Here is a 25,737-nt window from a genome sequence, read left to right on the forward strand (position 1 = left end):
TGCCCCTGGAGGGGCAGGCCACAGGCACCGGGGTCCTCCAGCCGTGGACTCCGGGCAGACCACCACAAGGGAGTCGTCCGCCCGCGACGGCTCAAGCGAGCACGGGCTGCGAGAAGGTGAGGACGCCCGCGTCGGCGTCGAGCGTGGCCGGGGTGCCGATGGGGAACGTCTGCTGCGGTACGCCGTGGCCGATGTCGGCGCCGACCAGGACCGGGATGCCGAGGTCGCCGAGGCGGTCATGGAGCAGCTCCTCGACGCGCTCGCGTGTGCCGCAGCCCGTGAAGGTGCCGCAGACGATGCCGGCGGCGCCGTCGAAGTAGCCGCTGCGCCGCAGCTGGGTGAGGAACCGGTCGAGCCGGAACGTCTCCTCCTCCACGTCCTCCAGCAGCACGATGCCGCCGCGCGCGGGCAGCGAGGTGTCCGTGCCCAGGGAGCAGGCGAGCAGGGTGACCGTGCCTCCGAGTGTGACGCCCTCGGCGGTGCCGCCGACCAGGGCGCGGGAGTCGGGGAAGCGCAGTTCCTTGACGGACGCCGGGTCGGTGAGCAGCGTGGCGAGCCCGTCGAAGTCGGCCCGGCCCGGATGGAAGCCGCGGATGGCGGGCATCGGCCCGAACAGCCCTGTCCAGCCCAGCTTCACCGCCACCGCCTCCAGCAGCGCCGTCACGTCGGAGAAGCCGATGACGGTACGTGGGGTGGGCGTGCCGACGGCGTCCCATTCGACCAGCTCCAGGGTGCGCTGGGCGCCGTAGCCGCCGGCCGCGCAGAAGACCGCCGTGAACGCCGGGTCGGTGAGCGCCGCGGTGAGGTCGCGGGCGCGCAGCGCGTCGTCACCGGCGAGGTACTCGCCGTCCGCCTGGGCGGAGGCGAACACCTCCGGCTGGAGGCCGAGTCCGCGCAGGGACTCGAGGCCGACCTCCAGGTTCTCCTGGTTGGGCGGCCCGCTGGCGGCGATGACGGCGACGCGGTCACCGGGCTTGGGCGCTGCGGGGCGGATGAGGCCCCCGACGGGCAGGGTGGGCATGCGGCTCCTTGGAAGAGGGGTGGGTGTGCGGCCGGTGCCCGCGTGGGACGCCGGTGCGGCGTTCAGTGGGTGTCGAGGAACGCGGCGATCAGCGCGGCCCTTTCCAGCAGGGAGGACAGCGAGGCGTGTTCGTCCTCGCCGTGGGCGCCGGCGCCCGCGGGGCCCAGACCGTCGACCGTCGGGATGCCGAGCGCGCCGGTGAGGTTGGTGTCGCCGGCGCCGCCGGAGGAGCCGATGGGCAGATCCATGCCCAGTGTGGCGGCGAGCGCGATCAGTTCGGCCGCGAGGGGGTTTGCGGGGTCCATCGCCCAGGCCGGCCGGTGGGAGAGCAGCTCGGCGGACAGGGCGGCCCGCTCCCGCACCGCGGTCGGTTCCAGCAGGGCCCGGAGCAGCGCCTGTTCGGTCTCGGGCGTCGTGTAGCGCAGGCCGATCTCGGCCTCGGCGTGGTCGGCGACCACGTTGGCGCGGGTGCCGCCCGTGATCGTGCCGACGTTCAGTGCGGCGTCCGGGTGGGAGGTGGCCGTCGCCCGCAACCCGGTGAGCTGGTCGACGAGTTCGTCGATCGCCGAGACGCCGAGGGCGGCGTCGAGGCCCGCGTGGGCGCTGACCCCGCGCACGCTCAGCCGCACCCGGGCGACGCCACGCCGGCCGATCTTCAACGCTCCGCCGGGCAGTGGCGGTTCCAGACCGAGGACGGCGTGGGCGCCTTCGGCGTGCCGGGCCACGAGGCGGCTGCCGTCGGGACTGCCGATCTCCTCGTCGTTGACCACGACCAGGCGTACCGGACGCCTGGGCGAGGCGCCCGTGCGGGACAGCAGGTCCATGGCCAGCTCGACGGCCACCAGGGAGCCCTTCATGTCGAAGACTCCGGGACCGGTGACCGTGTCGCCGTCCTCGGCGAGGGCGAACGGGCGCCGGGTGATCGTCCCGGCCGGGAAGACGGTGTCGCTGTGGGCCACGAGCAGTGTGTGCCCCGCCGGCGGGCCTTCCCCCTCGTCGTCCTTCGCCTCGCGGCCGTTCCAGTACGCCACCAGGTGGGCGCCGTCCGGTCCCGGCGGCTGCCGGACGCTGTCGGCGGTGGCGGCGAGACCCGCGGCGAGCCGCTCGCCGAACACGGCGGCACGTCCGGCGTCGCCGGACGGTGTCTCCAACGCGACCAGCGTCTGCCAGCGTTCCAGGACCGGGTCGGCCATCGTGCGGGCCAGGGCGAGGAGTTCGTGCGGGTCAGCCATAGCAGTTCTCCACGGCAGAGGTGACCACCCGGGTCAGGGCGCGGAAGCAGCGGATCGCCTCGTACATCGTCGGCAGGGTGAACCGCACGGTCAGCGGGTCGGTCTGGACGACGCCCGGTATGTAGCTCGCGGCCGGCGCCAAGTGGGCGGCGTCGAAGGACACCTCGTAGGTGTAGCCCGCGGCGGGCGGGGCCGCCGGCCGGATGCCGGCGGGCAGGGACGCGAGGCCTTCCCGGGCGGCCTCGGTGATCCGGGGGCCGCTCACCTCGGGCGGCAGGCAGATCGCGGAGTAGCGGTCCACACAGGTCTTCACCACGGCGTGGGCGGCGTGCGGTGCCCAGCCACGGGCGTCCTCGCAGCACAGGTCGTCGCCGGTGACCAGGACCACCGGGACGCCGTACTCGTCGGCGAGCAGCGCGTTCATGCGGCCCTCGGAGGCGGGCTCGCCGTTGATCCGCACGGCGGTGATGGTGTTGGGCAGGTAGGTGTGCGCGAGGACGCCCGGCTGGCCGGCACCGGTGTGGTAGCCGACGAAGGCCACCGCGTCCGGGGAGCGGTCGATGCCCTCCATCATGCCGAGCGGCTTGTGCGTGCCGATCAGCAGCGTGGCCCGTTTGTCGAGCCGGTCGAGGAGCAGGTTGCGCTGGTCGGCGTGGGCCTCGTTGACGAGGATCTCGGTGGCGCCGGCGGCGGCGAAACCGGCGACTGCGGCGTTGACGTCCGCGGTGAGGAACTGCCGGTTGTACTCCCAGCGGGCGTGACCGGGCTCGCAGTCGTCGGGGAAGGTGACGCCGGTGACGCCCTCCATGTCGGCGGAGATCAGGACCTTCATGCTGCCTTCTCCTCAGAGGTGGTGAGACGGGCGCGGGGACGGATGGTCCAGGTGCGCATGGTGTGCCGGCCCAGCTGGTCGAGGTCCACGTCGAGGCCGATTCCGGGCCGGGACCGGGGCACGGGGACCATGCCGTCCACGGCGCGGATCGCCGGCGTGACGATGTCCCGCCGGTAGTACTTGTCCGAGCCGGAGACGTCCGAGGGCAGGGTGAAGCCGGGCAGACCGGCGAGCGCCAGGTTGGCGGCCCTGCCGATGCCGAACTCGTGCATCCCGCCGCACCACACCGGCACCCCGGCGTCCAGGCACAGGTCGTGCACGGTCTTCGACGGGCCGATCCCGCCGAGCCGGGACACCTTGATGTTGACGACGTCGGCCGCGCCCAGGTGGAGCGCGGTGCGCAGCACGTCCGGGGTGGTGATCGACTCGTCCAGGCAGACCGGGGTGTCCAGGCGGGCGGCGAGCCGGGCGTGGGAGAGCAGGTCCGTCGTTGCGTACGGCTGCTCGATCATGAGCAGCCCGCGGCCGTCCAGCTCCGCCAGTACCGCCTCCTGCTCGGGCCGGTACGCGGTGTTGGCGTCGACCTGGAGGGCGACGCCGGGGAAGGCGTCCTGGACGGCGCGGACCGGCTCGAGGTCCCAGCCGGGGCGGATCTTCAGCTTGACGCGGCGGTAGCCGTCGGCCACGTGCCGGGAGACCTGGGCGAGCAGCGCGTCGATCGTCGGCTCGATGCCGAGGCTGACCCCGGCGGGCACGGTGCGGGCGCCGGCGCCGAGCAGGTCCGCCAGCGGTTCTCCCCGCCGCTGGCCGTACAGGTCCCAGCAGGCCATGTCGAGGCCGGCTCGGGCGAAGTGGTTGCCGCTCACCTTGGCGGTGAGCCGGGCGGCGTCGTCGGGGTGGTCCCAGGGGCGGCCGAGCAGCATCGGGGCGAAGTACTCGCCCAGCACCTGCCAGCAGCTCCAGGTGGACTCGCCGCAGTAGTACGGGTCGCTCGGAGAGGCGCACTCGCCCCAGCCGACGCTGCCGTCCTCGGCGGTCGCGCGGACCACGATGTGTTCCAGGTACGACTTGCGGTGCGAACTGGTCTCGAAGGAGTGGACGAGATCGAGTCGGACCAGCGCCAGCTCGATCTCGGCAAGGGTGACGGTCATGTGTGCGGTCGTCCTACCGTGCGGGGCCCCGGTCAGGGGCGAGGGTCCGTGCCGTGTGCGGCGGCACGGGGGATGAAGCGATAAGCGGCGAGCCCGCCCGAAAGGCGTACGCAGGACACGAGCGTGCGGTCGGCGAGCAGCCGGGCGAACGCGTCGGTCAGGCGGCCGCGCAGCCGGGCGGCGTGCTCCGGCCCGGCTTCGGCGCGCAACCGGTGCCAGTCGTCGGGCAGCACCACGATCCGGTCGTCGCCGTCGTCGTACACCCGGCCGACGCTCCAGCCGTCCGGCGGCGGCGGGGGAGCGGGTGCTTCCGGCCGTGCCGGGGTGTCCAGCCGCCAGGAGACGATGAAGCGGTCGGTGGACTCGCCGGTGGCGGCGCCGAAGCCCGAGGTGCCGTACATCGCGGGCTTGAAGGCGTCCACCACCGCGCCGAGCACGTCCAGGTTGAAGTGGGCGTTGCGGGTCTGCATCGGGTCGTACGCCCAGCGGATCAGCGTCGTCCCCTCGGCCAGGCAGCGGTCGCGCTGGCCGAGCTTGAGCAGGCGCCCGATGCCCAGGCCCTGGCGTTCCTGCGCCACCACGGCCAACTGCGAGTACTGGTACAGGCGCGGGGCCCGCCCGTCGGCGCCCTGCTCCCGGGCGAGGAAGCTGTAGGTGAAGCCCACCAGCGCGTCCCCGAGATAGGCGCCGACGACCAGGCCGCTGTTGTCCTGGAGGGCGGTCAGCAGGCGCGGGTTGAGACTGCCGTCGTCGCGGCGCAGCCCCATGACCTGCTCGTACAGTGCGACGCAGTCCGCCATTTCCAGCGGGCCGTCCACATCGCGCACGACCAGCGGCGGACCTTGCCGGGAGCGGGCGGCGGACCTCGGTGTCGCGGTCGAGTTCACGACGCGCCCGCGAGATGGCACGCGGCCTGACCGCCGGTCGGAGCCTGCGCGGGCAGGATCGGCAGCGTCCGCCGGTCGCAGCCGGCCTCCGCGCGGCCCGCCGTGTCGAGGCCGGCCCGCACCGGGCAGCGCGGGTGGAACCGGCAGCCCTCGGGGACGGCGGTCGGGTCCGGTGGCTCGCCCTGGAGGAGCTGGGGCCGCTCCCCGCGCCCGCCCTCCGCCGACACCACCGACAGCAGCGCCTTCGTGTACGGGTGCTTCGGCGCGAGCAGGACCTCCTCCACGGTGCCCACCTCGACGATGCGGCCGAGGTACATCACGGCCACCCGGTCGGCGATGTTCCAGGCCAGGCCCAGGTCGTGACTGACCACCAGGGAGGAGAGGCCGAGGTCGCGGCGCAGGTCGAGGACGAGCTTGAGGATCTCGCCGCGTACGGAGGCGTCCAGCGAGGCCACCGGTTCGTCGGCGACGATCACCGAGGGTTCCAGCGCCAGGGCGCCCGCGATCACCACGCGCTGCTGCTGACCGCCGGACATCTCGTGCGGGAAGCGCGAGAGGAACTGCTCCGGAGGGCGCAGACCGGCCTTCGACAGGGCGGAGTGCACGCGCTGTTCGAGGCCCTCCTTCATCCGGTGCAGCCGGGGCCCCTCGGCGACCGCGTCGAACACGTTCTGGCGCGGGTTCAGGGCGCCGCCGGGGTCCTGGAGAACGAACTGGACCTCGCGGCGGTGCGCCTTGAGCGCGGCGCTGGTGTAGCGCAGCGGCACGCCGTCGTACAGCACCTCGCCGGACGTGGGCCTGACGAGTCCGGTCAGGGCCCGTGCCAGGGTGGACTTGCCGCAGCCGGACTCGCCGATCAGGGCGAGGATCTCGCCGCGTCCCAGCTGGAGGTCGACGCCGTCCACCGCCCGGGCGGGGCCGCGGCCGGCTCGGGGCGGATAGGTGATGTGCAGATCGCGGACCTCCAGCGCGGGCGCCGTGTCCGCGGTGGGTCCGGTGACCGTGCCGGTGGGGGTGGCGGTCATGAGCGGGCTCCTTCCGCGGACGGTCCGGTCGCGTCCGAGGCCGTGGCGACGTTCGGGAATCCGGGCAGCACCCGCAGGCACGCCGACTGCCGTCCGGGGCCGGCCGGCCACAGGGCGACGGGGGCGCCGTCGCATACCTCGTGCACGTCGGGGCAGCGGGCGGCGAAGGGGCAGCCCGAGCCGAGCGCGGCCGGGTCGGGCGGGTCCCCGGGCAGCCCGGACGGTGCCATGCGGGAGGCGGGGTCCCCGATGGTCGGGAAGGCGCGGGACAGCGCCCGGGTGTAGGGGTGCCTCGGGTCGTCCAGGAGCAGGCGTGAGGGTCCGGACTCGACCAGCTCACCGGCGTACATCACCGCCAGCCGGTCGCACATCTGCCCGAGGACGGACAGGTCGTGGCTGATCATGATGACGCCGATACCCTCCTCGCGGACCAGGTCCGTCAGCAGGTCCAGGATCTGGGCCTGCACCATCACGTCCAGCGCCGTCGTCGGCTCGTCCGCGATGATGAGGTTCGGGCGGCAGGCGAGCGCCATGGCGATCATGATGCGCTGGCGCTGCCCGCCGGAGAACTCGTGCGGGTAGCTGCGCATCCGCCGCGCCGGGACGCCCACCGACTCCAGCAGCTCGGCCGCGCGGGCGCGGGCCTGCTTCTCGGTGATCCGGCCACCCTCCTCGCCGGCCCGCCGGCCGTGCAGCAGGATCGGCTCGATCACCTGGTCGCCGATGGTGTGCACCGGATTGAGGGCGGTCATCGCGCCCTGGAAGACCACGGAGGCCTCCGCCCAGCGCACCGCGCGCATCCGGCTCCACTTGGCGGTGAGCAGGTCCTCGCCCTGGTACAGCACCTGGCCGGTGACCTCGGCGGCGGCCGGCAGCAGCCGCAGCAGGCTCATCGCCAGGGTGGACTTGCCCGAGCCGGACTCGCCGGCCAGGCCGAGCGTCTGCCCGGCGTCCAGCGTGAGGTCCACCCCGCGCACGGCGGGCACCGTGCGCCCGCCGCCGCGGTACGTGACCTTGAGGTCCCTGACCTCCAGCATCGCGTTCAACGTGTCTTCACCGACCTCGGGTTGAGAATGGTCTCCACGGCGCGGCCGGTCAGGGTGAAGCCGAGGACGACGATCAGGATGGCGACGCCCGGCGGATACAGGTACCACCAGGCGCCGGAGGTGACGGCGCCGCCGCTCAGCGCCGAGTTCAGCATCGCGCCCCAGGAGATGCCGGTCGGATCGCCGAGGCCGAGGAAGGTCAGGGTCGCCTCGGACAGGATCGCCGCGGCCACGGTCAGCGTGGAGGAGACCAGGATCAGCGGGGTGACGTTCGGCAGGACGTGCCGCAGCATCACCTGCGGCCCGCCCGCTCCCAGTGCCCTGGCCCGTTCGATGAACGGCTTCGCCTCCACGGCCAGGGTCTGCGCCCGCACCAGGCGGGCCGTGGACGACCAGCTGGTGACCGCGATGGCGATGGTGATGGAGGCGGTTCCCTGCCCGATCACCGCCGACAGCGAGATCGCGAGGGGCAGGCTGGGCAGGGCGATGAACCAGTCGGTGAGGTGCATCAGCGCCTTGCCGATCCAGCCGCCGTAGTGCCCGGCGACCAGGCCGACGGCGCTGCCGAGCGCCACCGTCAGCACGGTGGCCATCAGACCGATGGACAGGGAGGAGCGGGCTCCCCAGATGACCAGCAGCAGGATGGAGCGCCCCGCCTGGTCGGTGCCGAGGGGGTAGCCGTCGGTGGGGGAGTGCAGGGAGGGTCCGTCCACCTTGATGACGTCGAGGTCGTCGCCGGTGATGAACAGCGGTGCGCACAGGGCGAGCAGGCCGAACACGACCAGGATGCCGAGGCCCGCCACCCCGGACCGGATGCGCACGAAGGACCGTACGAAACCGGTGGATCCGTTGCTGCGTGGCTTCGCAGCGACAGGTGCGACCGGTACGGCCGGGCCGGCGCCCGCCTGGGGTGCTGCGGCGACCGGTGCGTCGGTCTTGGTGAGGGGTTCGTGGTCGGTCACTGGGCACGCACCCGGGGGTCGAGGAAGCGGTAGATCACGTCGGCGAGGAGGTTCATGAGGATCACCGACGCGCTGAACACGATGAACGTGCCCTGCAGCAGTGGCAGGTCGGGGACCTTGAGGGCCTGGTAGCTGAGCTGGCCCAGGCCCGGCCAGGAGTAGACGGTCTCCACGGTGATGGCACCGCCGAGCACGGTGCCCAGGTGCATGAAGATCATGGTGACCGAGGGGAGCAGGGCGTTGGGCACGGCGTGCCTGCGGCGTACGTCGTCGTCGCGCAGTCCCTTGGCGCGGGCGGTGAGCAGGTAGGGGCTGCCCAGCTCGTCGATGATCGACGAGCGCATGACGGCCACGTACTGGGCGAAGACCACCAGGACCATGGTCAGGCAGGGCAGGATCAGGTGCTCGGCCACGTCGAGGACGTGGTCCAGGCCGCCGGTGATCGCGGGGTCGGTCATGCCGCCCGCGGGCAGGAAGCCGGGGAACGGGCCGAGGCCGACGCTGAAGGTGATCAGCAGGATCATGCCGAGCCAGAAGGTGGGGACCGACCACAGCGTCAGCGAGGCCCCGGTGGCGATCCGGTCCAGCCAGCTGCCCTGCCGCCAGCCGGACCTGACACCCAGCCAGAGACCTAGCAGGACGGAGATCACGGTGGCGGTGCCCATCAGCAGCAGCGTCGGCCAGAGCCGGTCGCCGATGAGGGTGCTGACCGGCTGCTGGAACTCCCAGGAGGTGCCGAGGTGGCCGGTCAGGGTGTCGGTCACGAAATGGAGGAAGCGTTCCGGCACCGACTGGTCGAGGCCCAGCTGGTGCCGCAGCCGGGCCATCTGCGCGTCGCTGGTGGGACGGCCGCGGGTGATGGACTGGACGGGGTCGGACGGCATCAGGCTGAACAGGACGAAGCCGATGACGAGCGTGGCCAGGAAGCTGACCGCCGCGGCCGTCAGCTTCGTGACCAGGTAGCGCGCGAAGCCCGTGCCGTTGCGGCGCCCGCCGCCCGGGGCGCCGTCGGGCCCCGCCGCGACGGCGCCGGTGACGTCGATGGTGTCTGCCACGGCCTACTCGCGGTCGTCGGAGGAGGAGCGGCGGCGCGCCAGGAACACACCGCCGGCGGCCAGCACGACGACCACGGCCGCGGACACGCCGATCACCGTGCCGGAGCTGCCGCCGGAGGAGGAGGCCGAGGCCTTGACCGGGGCCGCGTTCAGGTACTGGGCGAAGGAGACCTGCGCGGGGAAGGCGCCGGCGGAGTCCGCCTTGCCCGTCACGATGCCGTCCACCCGGTCGGTGCGGTACGCGGCGAGGCCGCTGGCGTTGTAGATCATGATGTTCTCGTTGGCCTTGTACAGGATCGCCTGCATCTGCTTGAGCAGTGCGGCGCGCTCCCCGTCGTCGAAGGCGCTCTGCTGACGCAGGAACAGGTCGTCGTAGTCCTTGTCGCAGAAGAACGAGTCCGTGCTGCCACCCTCACCCTTGCTGTCGGGCAGCGCCGAGCAGGTCTGGATGCCCAGCAGGTACGTCGGGTCCGGCCCGGTGGACCAGGAGTCCATCAGGATGTCCCAGTCGCCCTTGGCCAGATCGGCGTTGAGCTTGGAGGAGCTCATCGCCTGGATGTCGGCCTTGACCCCGATCTCCTTGAACCAGCCCGTGAGATAGGTGGAGACCTTGGCGTCCCCGTCGTCGTCGGAGTGGATGCCGAGACGGAACTCCAGCTTGCGCCCGGACTTCGGGTCGACCCGGATCCCGTCGGACCCCTTCTTGTAGCCCGCCTCGTCGAGGGTCGAGTTCGCCTTGGCCGGGTCGAAGCCGAACTTCTCCGATTCGGAGGGCTGCCAGGCGTACTGCGGGAGCGACGGCGGCAGGTAGCTGGCGCCGACCTGTGCCAGGCCGTCGCGGACCTTCTTCACGATCGTCGCCCGGTCGATGGCCAGGGCCAGCGCCTCACGGACCTTGACGTCGCCGAGGGCCGGGTGGCCGGTGCCGATCTTCTTGCCGTCACGGGTGCGGGCGCCGCCGTTCACCTCGATACCGTTCCAGCGGTTGCCGACAGCCTCGAACGCCTTGATGCCGGACTGGCCCTTGAGGGCCTTGTACTGGGTGGGGTTGAGACCGCTGACGTAGTCGAGCTGGCCGGATCGCAACGCGGCGACGGCGGCGTCCGTGTTCTTGAACGCCTGCTGGATCATGTGGTCGTACTTGGGCGCGCCGAGCAGGAAGTCCTTGTTCGCGTCGAACTTCACGTACTGCTCGGGCTTGTAGTCCGTCAGCGTCCACGGTCCGTAGCCGACGATCGGGTAGCTGTCGTTCTTGTAGGTCTTCAGATCCTTCACGTGTGATTCCCATATGTGCTTGGGCACGATCGGGATGCCGGACACCGGGATGCTGACCGAGAGCATCGTGGCCTGCGGCTTCTTGGTCCTGACGACCAGTGTGGTGTCGTCCGGCGCGGTGACCGAGGCGAAGTTGCCGACCAGCGAGCCGTTGGCGGTGGCCGCGGTGGAGTTCGTCATGATCAGGTTGAAGGTCCAGGCGGCGTCCTCGGCCGTGATCGGCTTGCCGTCGCTCCACTTCAGACCCTTGTGGATCTTGAAGGTCCAGGTGAGCTTGTCGCCGGAGGTCGTCCAGGAGTCGGCGAGGTATGGCTTGACGGTGCCGTCCTGCTCCACCGTGTCCAGCGTGGGATAGATGCCGGAGAACACGTCGAGGCTGCCCGCGAAGTAGGCGAGGAACGGGTTGAGCGAGTCGATGCCGATGCCCGTGATGGGCATCCGCAGCGTCTTGCCGCCGTCGTCGGCCGTGGCGGCGGGCGCGGCGAGCAGGCCCGCGGTGGTGCCGAGCAGCAGGGAGGCGGCCAGCGCGGCGGCGGCCGTGCGGCCGCTTCTGCGCGAGGGGCGGGACGTGGTCATCGTGAACTTCTCCAGGAGGTGCGGGCGGCCGGGGCCGCGTGGGGACGGGAGGGGGGTACGAGTGACGTACGGGCCGTGGGGGCTCGGTGAGCGGGTGTATAGGGCATCTGTCGGTGCGTGCGGGTGCGCGGGTGCGGGGTGTGCGGGTGCGGTGTGCGGGTGCGGTGTGCGGGTCGGTACTCCCGGGGCAGTCCGGGGGAGGGCGGCCGGTGCGGACGTGGCGACGGTGCGGCCCGGTGGTTCAGGCGGTGCGGGACCCGGTCACCCGTCCGTGCGCACGGCGAGCGGGTCGCTGCGCAGGAAGTCCTCCAGTACCCGCACGCCGAATTCCAGACTGCTCACCAGGACCTGCTCGTCGACGCCGTGCACGTACCGCCAGGCGTCGAAGCCGGGCGGGGTCAGGCCGGGGCCGAAGCCGTAGCACTCGATGCCGAGGCGGGCGAACGCCTTGGCGTCGGTGCCGCCGGACATGATGAACGGAAGGACCAGCGCCTCGGGATCGGCCCGGCGCAGCGCCGCCGCCATCGCCGCGAACTCACGGGACGTGTGGTCGGCGAAGACCGGGGCGGCGAAGCTGTGGAAGGAGCGGGAGACCTTCTCGCCGAGCAGCGCGTCGACGGTGGCGAAGAACTCCTCCTCCGCGCCCGGCAGAATCCGGCCGTCCACACCCGCCGTCGCATCGCTGGGGATCACGTTGTGCTTGTAACCCGCCTTCAGCATGGTGGGGTTGAGCGTGTTGGCGACAGTGGCCCCGACCAGCTTCGCCGCCTCGCCCAACTGCGCCAGCGACGCGGGATCCGCGGGGTCGACCGTGATGCCCAGGTGGGTGGAGAGGCCCTCCAGCAGGGCGGCCACCGCCGGCACTGTCCTGACCGGCCAGCGGTGCGCGGCGAGCGCGGCCAGGGTCGCGGCCAGGGTTGCGACAGCGTTGTCAGACCCGGGACGGGAACCGTGGCCGGCCGCGCCGCGCGCGGTCAGGTCCATCCAGGCGCTGCCGCGCTCGCCGACGGCGACCGGATAGAGCCGTGAGGCGTCGGGCAGGTGTACCGAGTAGCCGCCGGACTCGCCGATCGCGGTGGCCACCCCCTCGAAGAGGCCCGGGTGCCGGTCGACGAGGAAGCCCGCGCCCAGCTCGCCCGTGTCCTCCTCGTCGGCGACGAAGGCCATCACGACGTCACGCGGCGGACGCACGCCACGGCGCGCCCACGAGCGGGCGACGGCCAGCATCATCGCGTCCATGTCCTTCATGTCCAGCGCGCCCCGGCCCAGGATCGCCCCGTCGTGTATCTCCCCGCAGAACGGGTCGAAGCTCCAGTCGGCGGGCTCGGCCGGGACCACGTCCAGATGGCCGTGGACCAGCAGCGCGGGTGCGGCGCGGTCCTCGCCGGGGATGCGGACCACCGTGCTGGCCCGGCGCGGCGCCGACTCCAGCACGACCGGCTCGTAACCGGAGTCGGAGAGCAGTCCGGCGGTCCACTCGGCCGCCTCCCGCTCACCGCGGGAGTCGCCCGCGCCGTAGTTGCTGGTGTCGAAGCGGATCAACCGGGCACACAGCTCGGTGACTTCCGCGGTCAGGGCGGCGTCCTCGGCGGTGGAGAGGGCGGCGCTGTCCTGATGGCTGGCGGGATCGTTCATACAGAGAGGACCAGATGCCTTCCCGGCGGCAGAGGCTGAGGGCGAACCTTGCGCCGCCGTTGGCTCCGCGAGACGGGCATGCGGAGGTGGGGGAGCGGGTGGGACGGGGGACGAGCGCGGGCGGAGGGGACGGTCACCGCGCGGGCGGGTGACGGTCGCCGGGGAAGGAGGGCGAGTCGGCGGCGTCCGCGGGGTAGGTGCCGGGGGCGCCGGCGGCGGCCGCCGGGAGGCCGGTGGCGCCGTCGGCGTCCCCTAAGGTGTCCGCAGCCGTGTCCGGAGCCGTGTCCGCAGCCGCGTCCGAGGCCGGACGGCCGAGGCCGTAGCTGCCCAGGGAACGGAAGACCTCCGTCCGACGCCGGCTGCGACGGGCGGCGCCCTTGGCGCCCGCGGCGGCCAGGGCCGCCAGGACATGGGCCGCGGCCACCACCGCCGTCGGGGAGTGGTGCGGCGACTCGCTGCGCGTGTCCACCGCGAGGACGTGCGAGGCGAAGGAGCACACCGGACTGGTGTAGCTGTCGGTCAGCGCGATCACCGAGGCGCCCAGCACGTGGAACTCGCGTGCCACGTCCACCGTCAGGCGGCTGTAGTTGCGGAAGCTGAACACGACCAGGGCGTCGTCCGCGTGTGCGTCGCTGATGGCGTTGACCGCAGCGCCCGTGGCCGGCTGCACCAGGAACACGTCCCGCATGCTGCTGGTGAGGTCGCTGGTCAGCAAAGAGGCGTAACCGGCCGACTTCAGGTCGCCCAGCACCCATCTCCGCCGCGCCCGCAGCAGGGCCGCGGCCGCCACCTCCAGGGCCCCGTTGGCCTGGAGGTCCGCCAGCGTGCGGCGGAGGTTGTCCTCCTCCGTGGTGATCATCCGGCGAAGCGCCGACCGCTCGCGCGGCTCGGACTGCGGCTCCCGGCTGGTGAACCGCAGATCCGGCTCGGCCAGCCGCAGACCGATCTCGCGGGCCGCCAGCATGCGCAGGTCGTCGGTCGAGGCGACTCCCGCCGCCGCCAGGAGTCCGTCCAGGTCCGCGGCGGTCGCGCGAGCGGCGCGCAGCAACTGCCCCGGGCGGCGCTCCAGTGAGGCCGGGTAGTCCTCCGCCAGCACCGCGAACAGGCGCTGGGCGGTGCGCCCGCGCAGCTCGGCCGCCGCACGCAGCAGCTCGAGGGTCGACGTCGGCGCCAGCGGACGGGTCACTGCTCACCTCTCCCACTCGGGGCGGTCCACACCCGGATGTCCGGGTGTCGAACTGCCTCTGTGCTGACAGTTAAACGACGGTGCCAGATTGCTTGATCTAAGTGATGCGTGAGTCTTACTGTCGCCACATGACCTCGTCAAGAGTCACAGGGGTGGAAAACTCCCCGGCCGATTCCCCTGCCCCGGACCGGATTTCGCCGCCATCGCCGGACGATCCCGGACAACAGCGTGCCGAACCGGCCACAGGGGCAGACGCGGTCGACCCCACCGTTTCCGGTCGCGCCGCGGTTGCCGGCAGCGCCGACACCGTGGACGTGCTCGCGGCCTCCGTCGCCCGTGCGCGCCGGGCCGCCGGCCTCACCCTCAGCGCGGTGGCCGCACGGGCCGGTGTCTCACCGGCCTACGTCTCGCAGATGGAGTCGGGCGCCGCCAATCCCACGGTCCGCACCCTCTGCCAGATCGCCGACGCCCTCGGCGTCACGGCCGCCGAACTCCTCGGCGGTGCCCGGCCGGGCACCGCCGCCCCCGGCTTCCCGCCGCGGTACGCACCCGCTCCGCTGCTCGCCGGCGTCGACGGTCACCACGGCATCTGGGACCTGACAGCACCGGGCGCGAGCCGCGTCGGCGCCCGGCTGCTCCACGCCGACCTCGGCGACCACGACCGCCCCACCGCCCACCCCGGCGAGGAGTTCGTGCTCGTCCTCGCCGGCTCCTGCCGGGTGACGGTGGCGGGCACCGGACGCCTGCTGCGCACCAACGACAGCTGCCACTTGGCCGCCACCGACGAACACCACTTCACCGACCCGAGCGACGACCTGCTGATGCTCGTCGTCCTCACCGAGGAGTAACCCCGTGTCCTCCGCTCCCTCCCTGCCCGCGCCGCGTGCGGGGACCCCGCTGCCCGACGGACTGGCCGCGGCCGCCTCACCCGAGTCGGCCCCCGAGGTGTGGCCGCTGACCGCCCGGACCGTCGAAGGCCGGCTGCACGTCGGAGGCGTCGCCCTGGACGACCTGGCCGACGCCTGCGGCACGGCGCTGTACGTGGTGGACGAGGCCGACTTCCGCCACCGCGCCCGGCTGTGGCGCGAGTCCGGTGCGGACCGGGTGCACTACGCCTCCAAGGCTTTCCTGTGCGCGGAGATGGTCCGCTGGGTCGACTCCGAGGGGCTGCACCTGGACGTGTGCAGCGGCGGCGAACTCCAACTCGCCGTGGACACCGGCTTCGACGCCGCCCGGATCGTCTTCCACGGCAACAACAAGTCCGTCGCCGAACTGGAGGCGGCCGTCGCCCACGGCGTCGGCGTGGTCGTCGTCGACTGCCTGGAGGAGATCGACCGGCTGGCGGCCGCGGCGGCCGCGGGCGGCCACGTCCAGGACGTCTACGTCCGGATCGCCCCCGGCGTCGCCGCCGAGACCCACGACTACATGGCCACCGGCGGCGACGACGTGAAGTTCGGCTTCCCGGTGCGCGGCGGTCACGCCGAGCAGGCCGTGCTCGCCGTCGCGGCGCGCCCCTCGCTGCGGCTCGCCGGAGTCCATTCCCACATCGGCTCCCAGATCACCGCGACCGAGGGGCTGACCCTCGCCGCAGAACGGGTCGGCGCCTTCGTCGCCCTGCTCGGCGAACGGCACGGCATCGCGGTGGCGGAGATCGACCTCGGCGGCGGCGCCGGCATTCCCTACCTGCCGGGCCAACCCCGCCTGGAGCCCGAGGCGTTCACCGCCGCCCTGCGAGCCGGCCTGGAGCGCGTGCTGCCCGGCTCATCCATACGGCTCGCCGTCGAACCCGGCCGGTCGATGATCGGTACGGCCGGGGTCACGCTCTACCGCGTCGGAGCCGTCAAGGACGGGCTGCGCCGCCGGTTCGTCTCCGTCGACGGCGGAATGAGCGACGCACTGCGCTCCTCCCTCTACCTCGCCCGCTACACCGCGTGGACCGCCGACCGCCCCGCCGAAGGCGAACCGGTGCACGCCGTGGTCGTGGGCCGCCACTGCGAGAGCGGGGACGTGGTCGTGCCCGACATCGCCCTGCCCTCGGGCGTGGCCACGGGAGACCTGCTGGCGGTCCCCGCCACCGGGGCCTACCACCACGCCATGGCGAGCAACTACAACGCCCAGCCCAGGCCCGCGGTCGTCGCCGTACGGGACGGCCGCGCCCGCCTCATGGTCCGCCGGGAGACCCCGGCCGACCTGCGTCGCCGCGACGCCCACGGCGAGCCGGTGCGGCTCACCGCCGGGTGAGCCCCCGGGCCTGTCCGCCCGTCGCCGCCGGAGCGTCCTCCGATCGGATCGAGTGACGCCCGACTCCCATGACGTGTGGGGGCGATGCCGGGCGCGTGCCCCCAGCCGCTACAGCCGCTACGCCACCGGAAGCATCCACCCAGGGGCGGTGCGCGCACAGACCCATGCCCGCGCCGCCCCACCGCACGCACCGCCGCCCCACCCCTGCACTCGGAGTCACCCCATGCCCTCCACCCTTCACCTGCCCTACGGCACCTGGCCGTCCCCGATCACCGCAGAAGCGGTCGCCGACGCCTCCGGATCCACCGCCTGGCCCTGCGGAGCGGGCGACGAGAACTGGTGGTGCGCCTCCGACCCGGCGACCGCGACCGTACGGCTGCTGCGCAACGCCCCCGGCCACGAGAAGCCCGTCCCGGTGCTCGCCCCCGAGGTGTCCGTGCGCAACCGCTCCCTCGGCTACGGCGGCAAGCCGTACTGGGTGCGCGCCGCGGCCCCGGCCTCCGGCAGCCACCTGCTGGTCTACACCGACCACCGGGACCAGCGGCTGTACCGCGCGGAGGTGCCCCGCCTCGGGACCGCCGGGGACGATGCGCTCCCCGTGCCCGTCCCGCTCACCCCCGCCGACCCGCCCGGCCGCGAGACCTGCTGGGCCGATCCGGTGACCGGGCCCGACGGGACCGAGGTGTGGTGCGTGCGCGAGACCACCCGTGCCGCCACCGGACCCCACGACGCCGACCCGGCCGTCCGCACCACCCGCGAGATCGTCGCCGTACCGCTGTCCGGCGCCGCCGCCGACGACCCCGGCGCGCTGCGCGTCGTCGCCCGCTCGCACCACTTCCTCTGCGGACACCGCCTTTCACCGGACGGCCGGCGGCTCGCCTGGATCGGCTGGGACCACCCTCATATGCCCTGGGACAGCTCCGAGTTGCTGGTCGCCGACCTGCGTGACGGCGTCGCGGGTGAACCCGTCCGGCTCCTGGGCGGCAGCCACGACGGCACCGAGGTCTCCGTCGCCCAGGCCGCATGGGCGAACCCCGACACCCTCTACGCCATGGCCGACCCGGACGGCTGGTGGAACCTGCACCGCGTCGACCTGGCCACCGACCGGCCGACAGCCATCGCGATCACCAACGTCCTGCCCCTGCGGGAGGACTGCGCCGGCCCCATCTGGCGGGTCGGCGCGAGCTGGTTCACCGTCACACCGCACGGCGTAGTGCTTCCGCACGGCAACGGAGCGCAGCGGCTCGCCCGCTGGTCGCCCGGGGACGGCGAACTGACCGAACTCGCCGAAGGCTGGGACAGATTCCAGGGCGACCTGTGGTCGGACGGCGAACGGATCCTGGTCAGGGCCGCGTCCCCGGCGCTCGGCTCGGCCCTGCTCTCGGTGCCCGTGGCACCCGGTTCCGGTCCGGCACGACGCACCAGGCCCGAGTCCGTGGATCCGCTGGCCCCCTGGCAGCCCCTGCCGGAACGCCGCACCGCGTACGACGCGCAGGGCCGGCCCGTCCACTTCGTGCTGCACCGGCCCACCCATCCCACCGTCAGCGCGGCCGAGGGCGAACTGCCGCCGCTGCTGGTGCAGGTGCACGGCGGCCCGACGAGTTCCACCGGCGTCACCGCCGACCTGGAGTACTCCTTCTTCACCAGCCGGGGCTTCACCGTCGCGGACGTCGACTACGGCGGCTCCACCGGTTACGGCAGGGCCTACCGCGACCGGCTGCGCGGGCAGTGGGGAGTGGTGGACGTCGACGACTGCGTCACGGTCGCCCGCGCACTGGCCGAAGAGGGCCTGGCCGACCCCGCCCGCACGGCCGTGCGCGGCGGCTCGGCCGGCGGCTGGACCACCCTGGCCTGCCTGGCCCACACCGACGTCTTCTGCGCGGGAACCGTCCTCTACCCGATCAGCGAACCCGCGCAGTGGCGGGCGGAGCAGACCCACGACTTCGAGTCCCGCTACGTGGACTCCCTGGTCGGCGTGCTTCCGCAGGACCGGGCCCGGTTCGACGAGGTCTCACCCGCCGCGAACGCGGACGGCATCACCGTGCCGCTGGTGATGCTCCAGGGCGCGGACGACTTCATCTGCCGCCCGGACCAGGCCACACGCATCGTGGACAACCTGGCCGAACGCGGAGTGTGGCACCGCTTCCTGCTCTTCGAGGGCGAGGGACACGGCTTCCGTCGCGCCGACAGCGTCCGCCGTTCACTGCTGGCGGAGGTCGCCCTCTACCGCGAAGTCCTCGGCGCCCACATCGCCCCCGACGTCCCCCTGGACGCCGAGTCGTCGGTGGACGCCTGATCGGCCGGTAGGAGCCGCCGTTCGCGCCGTTCGACACGACGGCGACGATCGTTCCGCCGCCGGACCCGAGGTCGACGCGCCCGGCCGGGAGCCGTCGAAACCGCGGGCTTCGCGGGCCAGGCCGGCGGCAGCGGACACGACGCCTGGTGGTAGACCGCGGGCGGCCCGGCGCACCTTGAGGCGCGCCGGGCCCGTCCGGTCAGGAGACAGCAGTCTCAGCGGCGGTGTTGCCGCCCCATCTGCTTGCCTGGCAGCGCTGGGTACCGACGTGCACGGTGACCGTGCCGCGCTGACGACTTCGCCGGAGACGCTTCACACAGTACGTGAGGAGAGTTCGGTCCGCAGCCGCTCGTAGGTCGGTGCCAACCGGCGCAGCGCGTCCGCCGCCACCCGGTCGTCGCCCGTGACCAGCGGGTGCTGAAGACCGCCGACCAGCCGTGCCTGCCCGGCCGCTACGGACGCCGCGCCGGAGAGCCCCAGCGACTCCAGGCAGTGGGCGGCATCGGAGAGACGGCGCGCACCGACTCGGATCGCGAAGTGCGCCAGAAAGCCACGCAAGCCGTCGTCGGGTCCTCGTTCCACAAGGGCGGCCAGCGCCTCCACTTGTTCGACCCCTACGGCTGGGACCCGGATGCTTCGACACCCTTTGAGCTGCCAAGAAGCTCCGCTCTCGTGCACCGCAGCCGCAGCCGCAGCCGCAGCCGCAGCCGCCGCAGCCACCCGGTCGACTGACTTGTCGACGAGATCGGGACGACGGCGGTCGCGTCGCTTCTCGTGATCGCTGAGACGGACAGATTCGCACTGCCATCCAGGTAGACGGTCGGCTCGGTGACGCCCCGAGGCGGCCTCGCGGGTTTGAGCCCGGTGCCGCGTTGACGAACCTGGCGAAGAGTCGTGTCTTACCGGCTCGAGGCGCGGTCAACCGCCCCCGCTACGTCCTACTTCTCCTCCGGCTCCCAGGCGCGGAGCAGGTCGAGCAGCCCTGCGTCTCCGTCAACGTGCAAGGAGTCGGCCTGGATCCGGTCGTACAGGTAGAGGACCAGCTCACTGGCCGTGCCGTGGACGGATGCGCCGGCTGCGTCCGGGTCTTCGCCGGTCGCGGCGGTGGGCGCGGGGATGCGGGTGGTTCGTGCACCGTCGCCGTCGACGGTGAGGCGCCAGGAGCGGCCCTCGGCGGCGTGGAAGTCGAAGGCCGTGGGCTTGTGCGGCCAGGCACTCGGCGTTGCGCAGACGGTGAACAGGAACTCCTCCACACCGTCGAGCGCCAGCTCGACCGGCAGCGGCTGCGTGGCGCTCCCGGCGAGCTGGGCGTCGTAGGTGTGCACCGCGGTCTCCTGGACCCGGTGCCGGGCGGTGCCGCCGGCGGTCTGCGGTGACTGCGACGCGGGCCACCACGTCCAGCAACCGTTCTCCGGCCCCGCCGCGCGCAGGGCTCCCAGCAGAAGCTGCGTCGACGCGTCCAGCCAGGCCAGCAGGGCCTCACGCTCCTGCGGCACTTCCAGCGCGGCGCGCGCGGCGACGGCCTCGGCCGGGGGAGCGTCGGCAGACCCCGCGTCGACGATGGCGGCCCAGAAACGGTCTCCCCCACCCAGGTGCTTCACCAGATCGAACAGCGTCCACCCGGGGCAGGTCGGCACCTGCGCGTCGAGACCGGGCGCGGCGGCGACCACGGCGCGGAAGGCGGTCGACCGTTCCTCGATCAGTCGCAACAGGTCAGGGAACTCAAGAGTCTTTGCCACGCCGGATGTCTATCACCGTGCTCCGGTGATCGGATAGCGATTTTCACAGTCGCCGCCGGTTGGCCATTGCGGACGCCCTCGCCTCCCACCGCTCGGGTGACAAGCTGCGCACTGCTGCGAGGACGCTGGTGGTGGCGGTACGCGAGGCATCGTGCCTGTGGGTGCTCTGGCAGGGGCAGCCTGGTGCCGGACGCCCTCACCGTGGCCACATATGCCCGGCCCGGCCTCCCGAAAGGGGGCGGCACAGACGAGGCAGGGGACAAGCGCATGTGGGACTGGATCGAACTGTGGCTGCGCAAGGCCGGCGGTCCGCTACTCATGGGCGTGTCCGTGGCGGCCAGTGCGGTGGCCCATGAGCAGTGGTGGCTGCGATGGCGTGTATTGGTTCTTCTCGCGGGTCTCGGGTCCGTGGCGGGTTGTGGGGTCGAGACGTGGAAACTGCTCCGCGGCCGGGTCCCTGCCAAGACGGTTCTGGACCGCCTGGAAGCAGTCGGGAGCGGAGAAGGGCCGCGTCGGGGCCCGGACGCGCCGCCTGCGGTCGAGGATGCCCTCGCCACCCCTCTTCGCCCCGGTCGATGACGGCCTGTCCCACCCGCCCGGCGCGATGATGAGCCGCCCCACCTCCGGTTCATGCTCGGCACCTGCGGGCAGAGCGGCGCAGCACCATGGCCACCCGGTTGGGGTCGATCCGCTCAATGTCCGTCAGGCCGAGGTGGAGATGGCCGCCGGGGACCGGTACGTCGCGCCCCAGCGCCGCCTTCAGGCGGGGTGGCCGGCGAACACGCCGTCTTCGTCAGAGATGTCTCTTGAAGTCGAGTTCGCTGGCCAGCAGCGCCGCGCCGGCCACTCCGGCGCGCGGGCCGAGTTCCGACAGCGCGATCTGCAGGTTTCCTGTGGCGAGCGGTAGCGAGCCCTTGTAGACGACGCTGCGGATCTCGGCGAGCAGCAGATGGCCGAGCCCGGAGACGCCGCCGCCGATCACGATCATCGACGGGTTGATGAAGCTGACCAGCGTGGCGAGGACCTGCCCCACCCGGTGGCCGCCGTCCCGGATCAGGTTGACGCACGTGACGTCTCCGCCGGCCGCGCATTCCGCCACGTCGACCGCGGTGAGGCCGCCCTCCGCGGCGAGGCGTTCGGCCAGCGCCGGCGACCGCCCCGAACGGGCGGCGGCGGTGGCGTCGCGGGCCAGGGCCACACCGCCGAAGAAGGCCTCCAGGCACCCGGTCCTGCCGCACGCGCAGGCCGGTCCCTCCGCCGCGACCTGGATGTGGCCGATGTCGCCCGCGGATCCCTCCGACCCGCGGTAGATCTGCCCGTGGACCTGGACACCGCAGCCTATGCCGCTGCCGATCTTGACGAAGAGCAGGTTGTCGACGGACCTGGCGACCCCGGCGTACCTCTCGCCGAGGGCCATCACGTTCACGTCGTTGTCCACCACGACCGGGCAGCCGTGCGCGTCGGTGAGGGTGTTCCGGACGGGAAAGCGGTCCCAGCCCGGCATGATCGGCGGGGAGACCGAGATGCCTTCCTTGAAGCTGACCGGTCCCGGCAGTCCGATGCCTATGGAGTTGAACCGCGCGCACCCGGACTTGCCCGCCATTTTGTTCAGGAGTTCGTTGACCCTGTCCAGGACCGCACGCGGGCCTTTGCGGATGTCGGCGGCCTCGGCATAGGAGGCGATCGGTTTCAGCCCTCCGTCGGTGATCTCGATGTCGATCGAACTGGCCCCCAGGTCCACCGCCGCGAACCGGATCTCGGGGTCGAGTTGGACGAGTGTGGAAGGGCGGCCGCCGCGAGAGGTGGCGCGTCCTGCCTCGAGCACCTTCCCGGCCGCGATCAGGGCTTCGAGTTCAGCCAGCAGCCTCGGCCTCGCCACTTCCAGCTCGTCGGACAGCTGCGCGCGCGACAGCGGTCCGAGGTCGCGCAACAGGCTCAGCACGCGGTACTGGATGCTCACAGACTCACTTCCCGAGTATCGGCCGAATGTATGACAAAACGTTAGGGGCGTTACTCGATAAGCGTCAATGGCTTTCACGCGGATCATCGAAAGTTAAATCCGAAACGAAAAAAGCATCGGTACCGGAAGTCGCCCGACGGGGATATCAGCTCGGGAACGGAGGGCATGTGGAAGGACTCCAGGGCGGGCAGCCGCCGTCCCGCGACGGCCACCGGTGAGCCCTGGAGCCACTGACAAGGTGCTGCCCGGCCCTTCGACCGCCGGGCAGCACTCCTGGCGTCAGCCGGTCAGGCCTCCCTTCACGGCGAGGGCATCGCGGGCGATCGCGGTCCGCGCGGCCGTGTCGGTCACCAGATGGGCGTCCGCGGCCAGTTGGGCGACCTGGTCCAGGACCGCGGCCGCCTGGTTGGTGCGCCCCGCGTCAGCGTGCGCCCGGGCCTGGTCGAGCCGGACCGTCAGCCGCTGCCGGCCCTGCTCGGTCAGCCGGTTCTCCGTACGCAGCTGGGTGATCAGAGTGTCCAGCTCGTCGAAGGAGGTGCTGGTGGTGAAGTGCACCGTGCGAGTGGTGGTGTTGCCCGCCGCGTCACGGCCTGTGACCACCAGGTCGTGGCCCCCCAACGGCAACCGCCACAGCAGCAGGGGCTGCCCCGGCGTGACCGCCGTACCGTCCAGCAGCGCGGTCGCGGTCGGCCCCCCGGAGACGGCGTCCGTGACCGATACCACCGGCGTCGGGCGCTGGGAGTTCCCGTAGGCGGTGTCGGCCGTCACACCGGTGACCGTCACGGCGGGTCCGGTCCGGTCGATGCGGACGGCGATGGTGCCCACCGTGGAGACGTTGTCGGCCGTGTCCGTCGCCCGGTACCGGATGGAACTCATCCCCTCCGCGGAGAGGGTGACGGTGCTGTTCGCGCTCAGCCAGGTCGTTCCGCCGTTGAGCGAGTACTCCCGGCTCTTGACGGCCCCGTTGTCGGTGGCGCTGACGGTCAGCGACACGTTGCCGGTGTACCAGCCGTTGCTGCCCGTGGGCTGCGCCGGGTTGAGGGTGGCCGTCACCGTCGGCGGGGTCCTGTCGGCGATACCGGACCCCTGGAAGGTGAAGGAGTCCACGTCGACGCCGCCCGAGGAGGTGATGTAGAGCTGCCCTGTGCCGGTGGGAGCCGAACTGAGCGCCGTGTTGACGGTCTGCCAGCCGTCGCCCGCCGGCACCGTGATCGTGGCGAACGGGTCGGACCTGGGCGTGCCCCAGCGCAGCGACAGGGTTCCTGCGCCGGCGGCGCGAGTCTGCACGCCGGTGATCCCGGCGAAGGACACCGGGTCGTAGCCGATCCAGTCGCCGGCGTCGAAGGCGGTCAGCTTGCGCTGTCCGGAGGCGGTGGTGTCATCGGTGATCGTGACGCCCTGTGCCGAGTCGTAGTGCTCGCCCTGCATCAGCGCGGGGTTGAGGACGACCTGGGCGTCGCTGGTCGCCGGGGGCACACTGCCGGCGCCCCGGTCGGTGTAGGTGAGACCGAGGACGCCGAAGACGTTCTCCGTGTCACCGTGGCCGGCGTCGGCCGGGGTGGTGATCGCCCCCGAGCAGCCGGTCCCGCTGGTCACCGGGTGGCCGTGCTGGTTGTGGCCGAGGCCGAGGGTCCAGGCGGCCTTGGTGCAGTCGATGTTGGTGCCGTCCTCCGGATCGTCGATCCGGGTGGCGTACGGCACCACGTCGCCCCAGGTGAAGAAGCCACCGTTGGGCGGGGAGCTGAACGCGACCGTCGGCGCGGTGTTGCCCACGGTGATCTGCTTGCTGGTCAGGCCGGTCTTGCCCTCGGGGTCGGTGACCTTGAGGCGGGCCTGGAGCTGCCCGTTGTCGGGATACGTGCGGCTGGCCGTCGGGCCGGAGGTCTCGAACGTGCCGTTGCCGTCGAGGTCCCACTGGTAGGTGAGGGCACTGCCTTCCGGGTCGCTGGAACCGGTGGCGCTGAAGGAGACGGTCAGCGGCGCCTGGCCCGAGGAGGGGCTGGCGCTGATCACCGCGGTGGGGGCCTTGTTGCCCTCCGCGTAGTCGATCCGGTAGAGGCCCGCGTCGGGGTTCTGCCGGAAGAAGCCGTCACCGTAGTCGAGGACGTAGAGCGCGCCGTCGGGGCCGAACTCCAGGTCCATCGGGTTGTCCCATGGCGGGATGCCGTTGCCGGCACGCTCGCTGTTGGGCAGGACGTTCTCCAGCTTGGTGACCGGCCCGTCCGGGCCCGCCAGGGTCAGGGCGGCGACGTAGTCCTGGGAGAACTCCCCGAGGAAGGCCTTGCCGTCCCAGTAGGCGGGGAACTTGCCCGGAGCCGGGTTGGACTCGTCGTAGTGGTAGACCGGGCCGCCCATCGGCGCCTGGCCGCCGGGGCCGCCAGGACCGCGGAAGGCGGTCAGTTCCGGCCACGGCTGGTCGGTGTCGCGGTCGCCGTACCACAAGGTGGCCGCCCTCGCCGGGGGCAGCTCGGTGAGGCCGGTGTTCCAGCGGGAGTCGTTGACCGGCGCGGCGCAGTCGAAGGCGGGGCCGGGAGTGAGGGTGGCGAAGTCGAAGTCCCGGTAGGGACGGGTGTTGTCACCGGTGCAGAACGGCCAGCCGCTGTTCATGGCGGTGGTGGTGGTGTCCCACTCGACGTAGCCCATCGGCCCCCGGTTGGCGTCGGCGTTGCCGGCGTCGGGGCCGTAGTCGCCCCACATCACGGCGCCCGTGGCCTTGTCCACCGCCATGCGGTAGGGGTTGCGCAGGCCCATCACGAAGATCTCGGGACGGGTCTTGGGCGTACCGACGGGGAACAGGTTGCCCGACGGGATGGTGTAGCTGCCGTCGTCCTGGACGTGGATGCGCAGGATCTTGCCGCGCAGGTCGTTGGTGTTGCCGGAGCCGCGGCGCTCGTCGAGGCCGGGGTTGTAGGTGGCCGCGTCGTTGATCGGCGTGTAACCGTTCACATTCGGCCCGGACGCGGGCGTGTTGCCGCCGGTGGACAGGTAGAGGTTGCCCTGCGCGTCGAAGTCGACGTCACCGGCGACGTGGCAGCACTGACCGCGGTTGGTGGTGACGCGGATGATCTCCTGGCCGGTGGACAGGTCGAGCTGGTCACCCGTCCACTTGAAGCGGGTGAGGGCGTCGTAGCCCTCCCACTGCTTCCAGTAGGCGTCGGTCTGCCCGGACGGCAGCCGCTCGGGGGCCGAACCGGTGGGAGTGTTCAGCGGCGGCGAGTAGTAGAGGTAGACCCAGTGGTTGTTGGCGAAGTCCGGGTCGAGGGTGACGGTCTGCAGACCCATCTCTGAGTTCTGGTAGACGTCGAGGTGGTTCACGACCTTGGTGATGCCGGTGCCGGGGTCGGTCATCCGCAGATCGCCGTTGCGGGCGGTGTGCAGGACGCGCAGATCGGGCAGCACGGCGAGGTCGATCGGCTCTCCGGTGGTCTTGCTGAGCGTGACCTTCTCGTAGTTCGACCAGTCCACGGCGGGGTCGGCGGCAGCGCTCGCGCGCGCGTCGTCCGGGCGCGCCTGCACTGCCGGTGCTAAGGCGAGGCCGCCCAGCATGGGCAGCGATGCGAGGAGCACCCCGGCCATGAGGCCTCTGAGGGTACGGTACACAGTGATGCGTCTCCTTGG

19 protein-coding genes are annotated in these 25,737 nt (G+C 72.2%); 3 read left to right on the plus strand and 16 right to left on the minus strand.

The annotated features are described in order from the left end of the window. Positions 1–91: 91 nt before the first annotated feature. The 12 genes from PV342_RS28755 to PV342_RS28810 form a co-directional block, all read right to left on the minus strand. Complete coding sequence (locus tag PV342_RS28755; RefSeq protein ID WP_500319207.1) at positions 92–1,021, minus strand: S66 peptidase family protein; 930 nt, start codon at positions 1,019–1,021, stop codon at positions 92–94. Between the two features lie 62 nt (positions 1,022–1,083). Next, positions 1,084–2,253 (minus strand): M20/M25/M40 family metallo-hydrolase, encoded by a 1,170-nt coding sequence (locus PV342_RS28760; protein ID WP_500319209.1) that lies wholly within the window; start codon positions 2,251–2,253, stop codon positions 1,084–1,086. Beyond that, positions 2,246–3,085 carry a M55 family metallopeptidase gene (locus PV342_RS28765; RefSeq protein ID WP_386992725.1) on the minus strand — a complete coding sequence of 280 codons (840 nt, stop codon included), beginning with the start codon at positions 3,083–3,085 and terminating at the stop codon, positions 2,246–2,248. Before PV342_RS28765 ends, PV342_RS28760 begins: the two co-directional genes overlap by 8 nt. Beyond that, positions 3,082–4,236 (minus strand): o-succinylbenzoate synthase, encoded by a 1,155-nt coding sequence (gene menC, locus PV342_RS28770; RefSeq protein WP_500319211.1) that lies wholly within the window; start codon positions 4,234–4,236, stop codon positions 3,082–3,084. The genes PV342_RS28765 and menC overlap by 4 nt, the downstream gene beginning before the upstream one ends. A gap of 32 nt (positions 4,237–4,268) precedes the next feature. After that, positions 4,269–5,063 (minus strand): hypothetical protein, encoded by a 795-nt coding sequence (locus tag PV342_RS28775; RefSeq protein WP_400804991.1) that lies wholly within the window; start codon positions 5,061–5,063, stop codon positions 4,269–4,271. 56 nt (positions 5,064–5,119) lie between these two features. Continuing rightward, positions 5,120–6,148, minus strand: coding sequence for an ABC transporter ATP-binding protein (locus PV342_RS28780; RefSeq protein WP_500319214.1), 1,029 nt, complete (start codon positions 6,146–6,148; stop codon positions 5,120–5,122). Beyond that, positions 6,145–7,185: an ABC transporter ATP-binding protein gene (locus PV342_RS28785; protein ID WP_391580849.1), complete on the minus strand. Its 1,041-nt coding sequence runs from the start codon at positions 7,183–7,185 to the stop codon at positions 6,145–6,147. Before PV342_RS28785 ends, PV342_RS28780 begins: the two co-directional genes overlap by 4 nt. A gap of 5 nt (positions 7,186–7,190) precedes the next feature. Next, on the minus strand, positions 7,191–8,156 hold the full coding sequence (locus PV342_RS28790) for an ABC transporter permease (RefSeq protein ID WP_361008868.1): 966 nt from the start codon (positions 8,154–8,156) through the stop codon (positions 7,191–7,193). Further along, positions 8,153–9,211 (minus strand): ABC transporter permease, encoded by a 1,059-nt coding sequence (locus PV342_RS28795; protein ID WP_018557549.1) that lies wholly within the window; start codon positions 9,209–9,211, stop codon positions 8,153–8,155. Before PV342_RS28795 ends, PV342_RS28790 begins: the two co-directional genes overlap by 4 nt. A gap of 3 nt (positions 9,212–9,214) precedes the next feature. Next, a complete protein-coding gene (locus tag PV342_RS28800) occupies positions 9,215–11,062 on the minus strand; it encodes an ABC transporter substrate-binding protein (RefSeq protein ID WP_500319217.1) in 1,848 nt (615 codons plus the stop codon). 261 nt (positions 11,063–11,323) lie between these two features. Next, positions 11,324–12,697, minus strand: coding sequence for a M20/M25/M40 family metallo-hydrolase (locus PV342_RS28805; protein WP_500319219.1), 1,374 nt, complete (start codon positions 12,695–12,697; stop codon positions 11,324–11,326). Positions 12,698–12,830: 133 nt separating this feature from the next. Beyond that, positions 12,831–13,883, minus strand: coding sequence for a MurR/RpiR family transcriptional regulator (locus PV342_RS28810; protein ID WP_500319221.1), 1,053 nt, complete (start codon positions 13,881–13,883; stop codon positions 12,831–12,833). Between the two features lie 308 nt (positions 13,884–14,191). Between PV342_RS28810 and PV342_RS28815 the strand changes: the two genes are divergently transcribed. The 3 genes from PV342_RS28815 (at position 14,192) to PV342_RS28825 (ending at position 18,420) form a co-directional block, all read left to right on the plus strand. Continuing rightward, positions 14,192–14,731, plus strand: coding sequence for a helix-turn-helix domain-containing protein (locus PV342_RS28815; RefSeq protein WP_400804999.1), 540 nt, complete (start codon positions 14,192–14,194; stop codon positions 14,729–14,731). Between the two features lie 4 nt (positions 14,732–14,735). Continuing rightward, positions 14,736–16,124 (plus strand): diaminopimelate decarboxylase, encoded by a 1,389-nt coding sequence (gene lysA / locus PV342_RS28820; protein ID WP_400805001.1) that lies wholly within the window; start codon positions 14,736–14,738, stop codon positions 16,122–16,124. Positions 16,125–16,347: 223 nt separating this feature from the next. Beyond that, positions 16,348–18,420 (plus strand): prolyl oligopeptidase family serine peptidase, encoded by a 2,073-nt coding sequence (locus PV342_RS28825; protein ID WP_500319223.1) that lies wholly within the window; start codon positions 16,348–16,350, stop codon positions 18,418–18,420. Between the two features lie 312 nt (positions 18,421–18,732). On the opposite strand, the gene PV342_RS28830 is transcribed toward PV342_RS28825, so the two are convergent. The 4 genes from PV342_RS28830 to PV342_RS28845 all read right to left on the minus strand — a co-directional run bounded on the left by PV342_RS28830 (position 18,733) and on the right by PV342_RS28845 (position 25,719). Then, entirely contained in the window at positions 18,733–19,140 is a 408-nt protein-coding gene (locus PV342_RS28830; protein WP_500319225.1) for a YobF C-terminal domain-containing protein, read from the minus strand. A gap of 218 nt (positions 19,141–19,358) precedes the next feature. Further along, positions 19,359–20,159: a maleylpyruvate isomerase family mycothiol-dependent enzyme gene (locus PV342_RS28835; protein WP_400805010.1), complete on the minus strand. Its 801-nt coding sequence runs from the start codon at positions 20,157–20,159 to the stop codon at positions 19,359–19,361. Positions 20,160–20,952: 793 nt separating this feature from the next. Further along, the gene (locus tag PV342_RS28840) at positions 20,953–22,119 is read right to left on the minus strand and encodes an ROK family protein (RefSeq protein ID WP_500319227.1); all 1,167 of its coding nucleotides are present in this window, start codon (positions 22,117–22,119) and stop codon (positions 20,953–20,955) included. Between the two features lie 279 nt (positions 22,120–22,398). Then, a complete protein-coding gene (locus tag PV342_RS28845) occupies positions 22,399–25,719 on the minus strand; it encodes a PQQ-dependent sugar dehydrogenase (RefSeq protein WP_500319229.1) in 3,321 nt (1,106 codons plus the stop codon). Between the last annotated feature and the right edge of the window lie 18 nt (positions 25,720–25,737).

Origin of the sequence: Streptomyces sp. PA03-3a (assembly GCF_033792735.1) — a bacterium.
GTDB lineage: Bacteria > Actinomycetota > Actinomycetes > Streptomycetales > Streptomycetaceae > Actinacidiphila.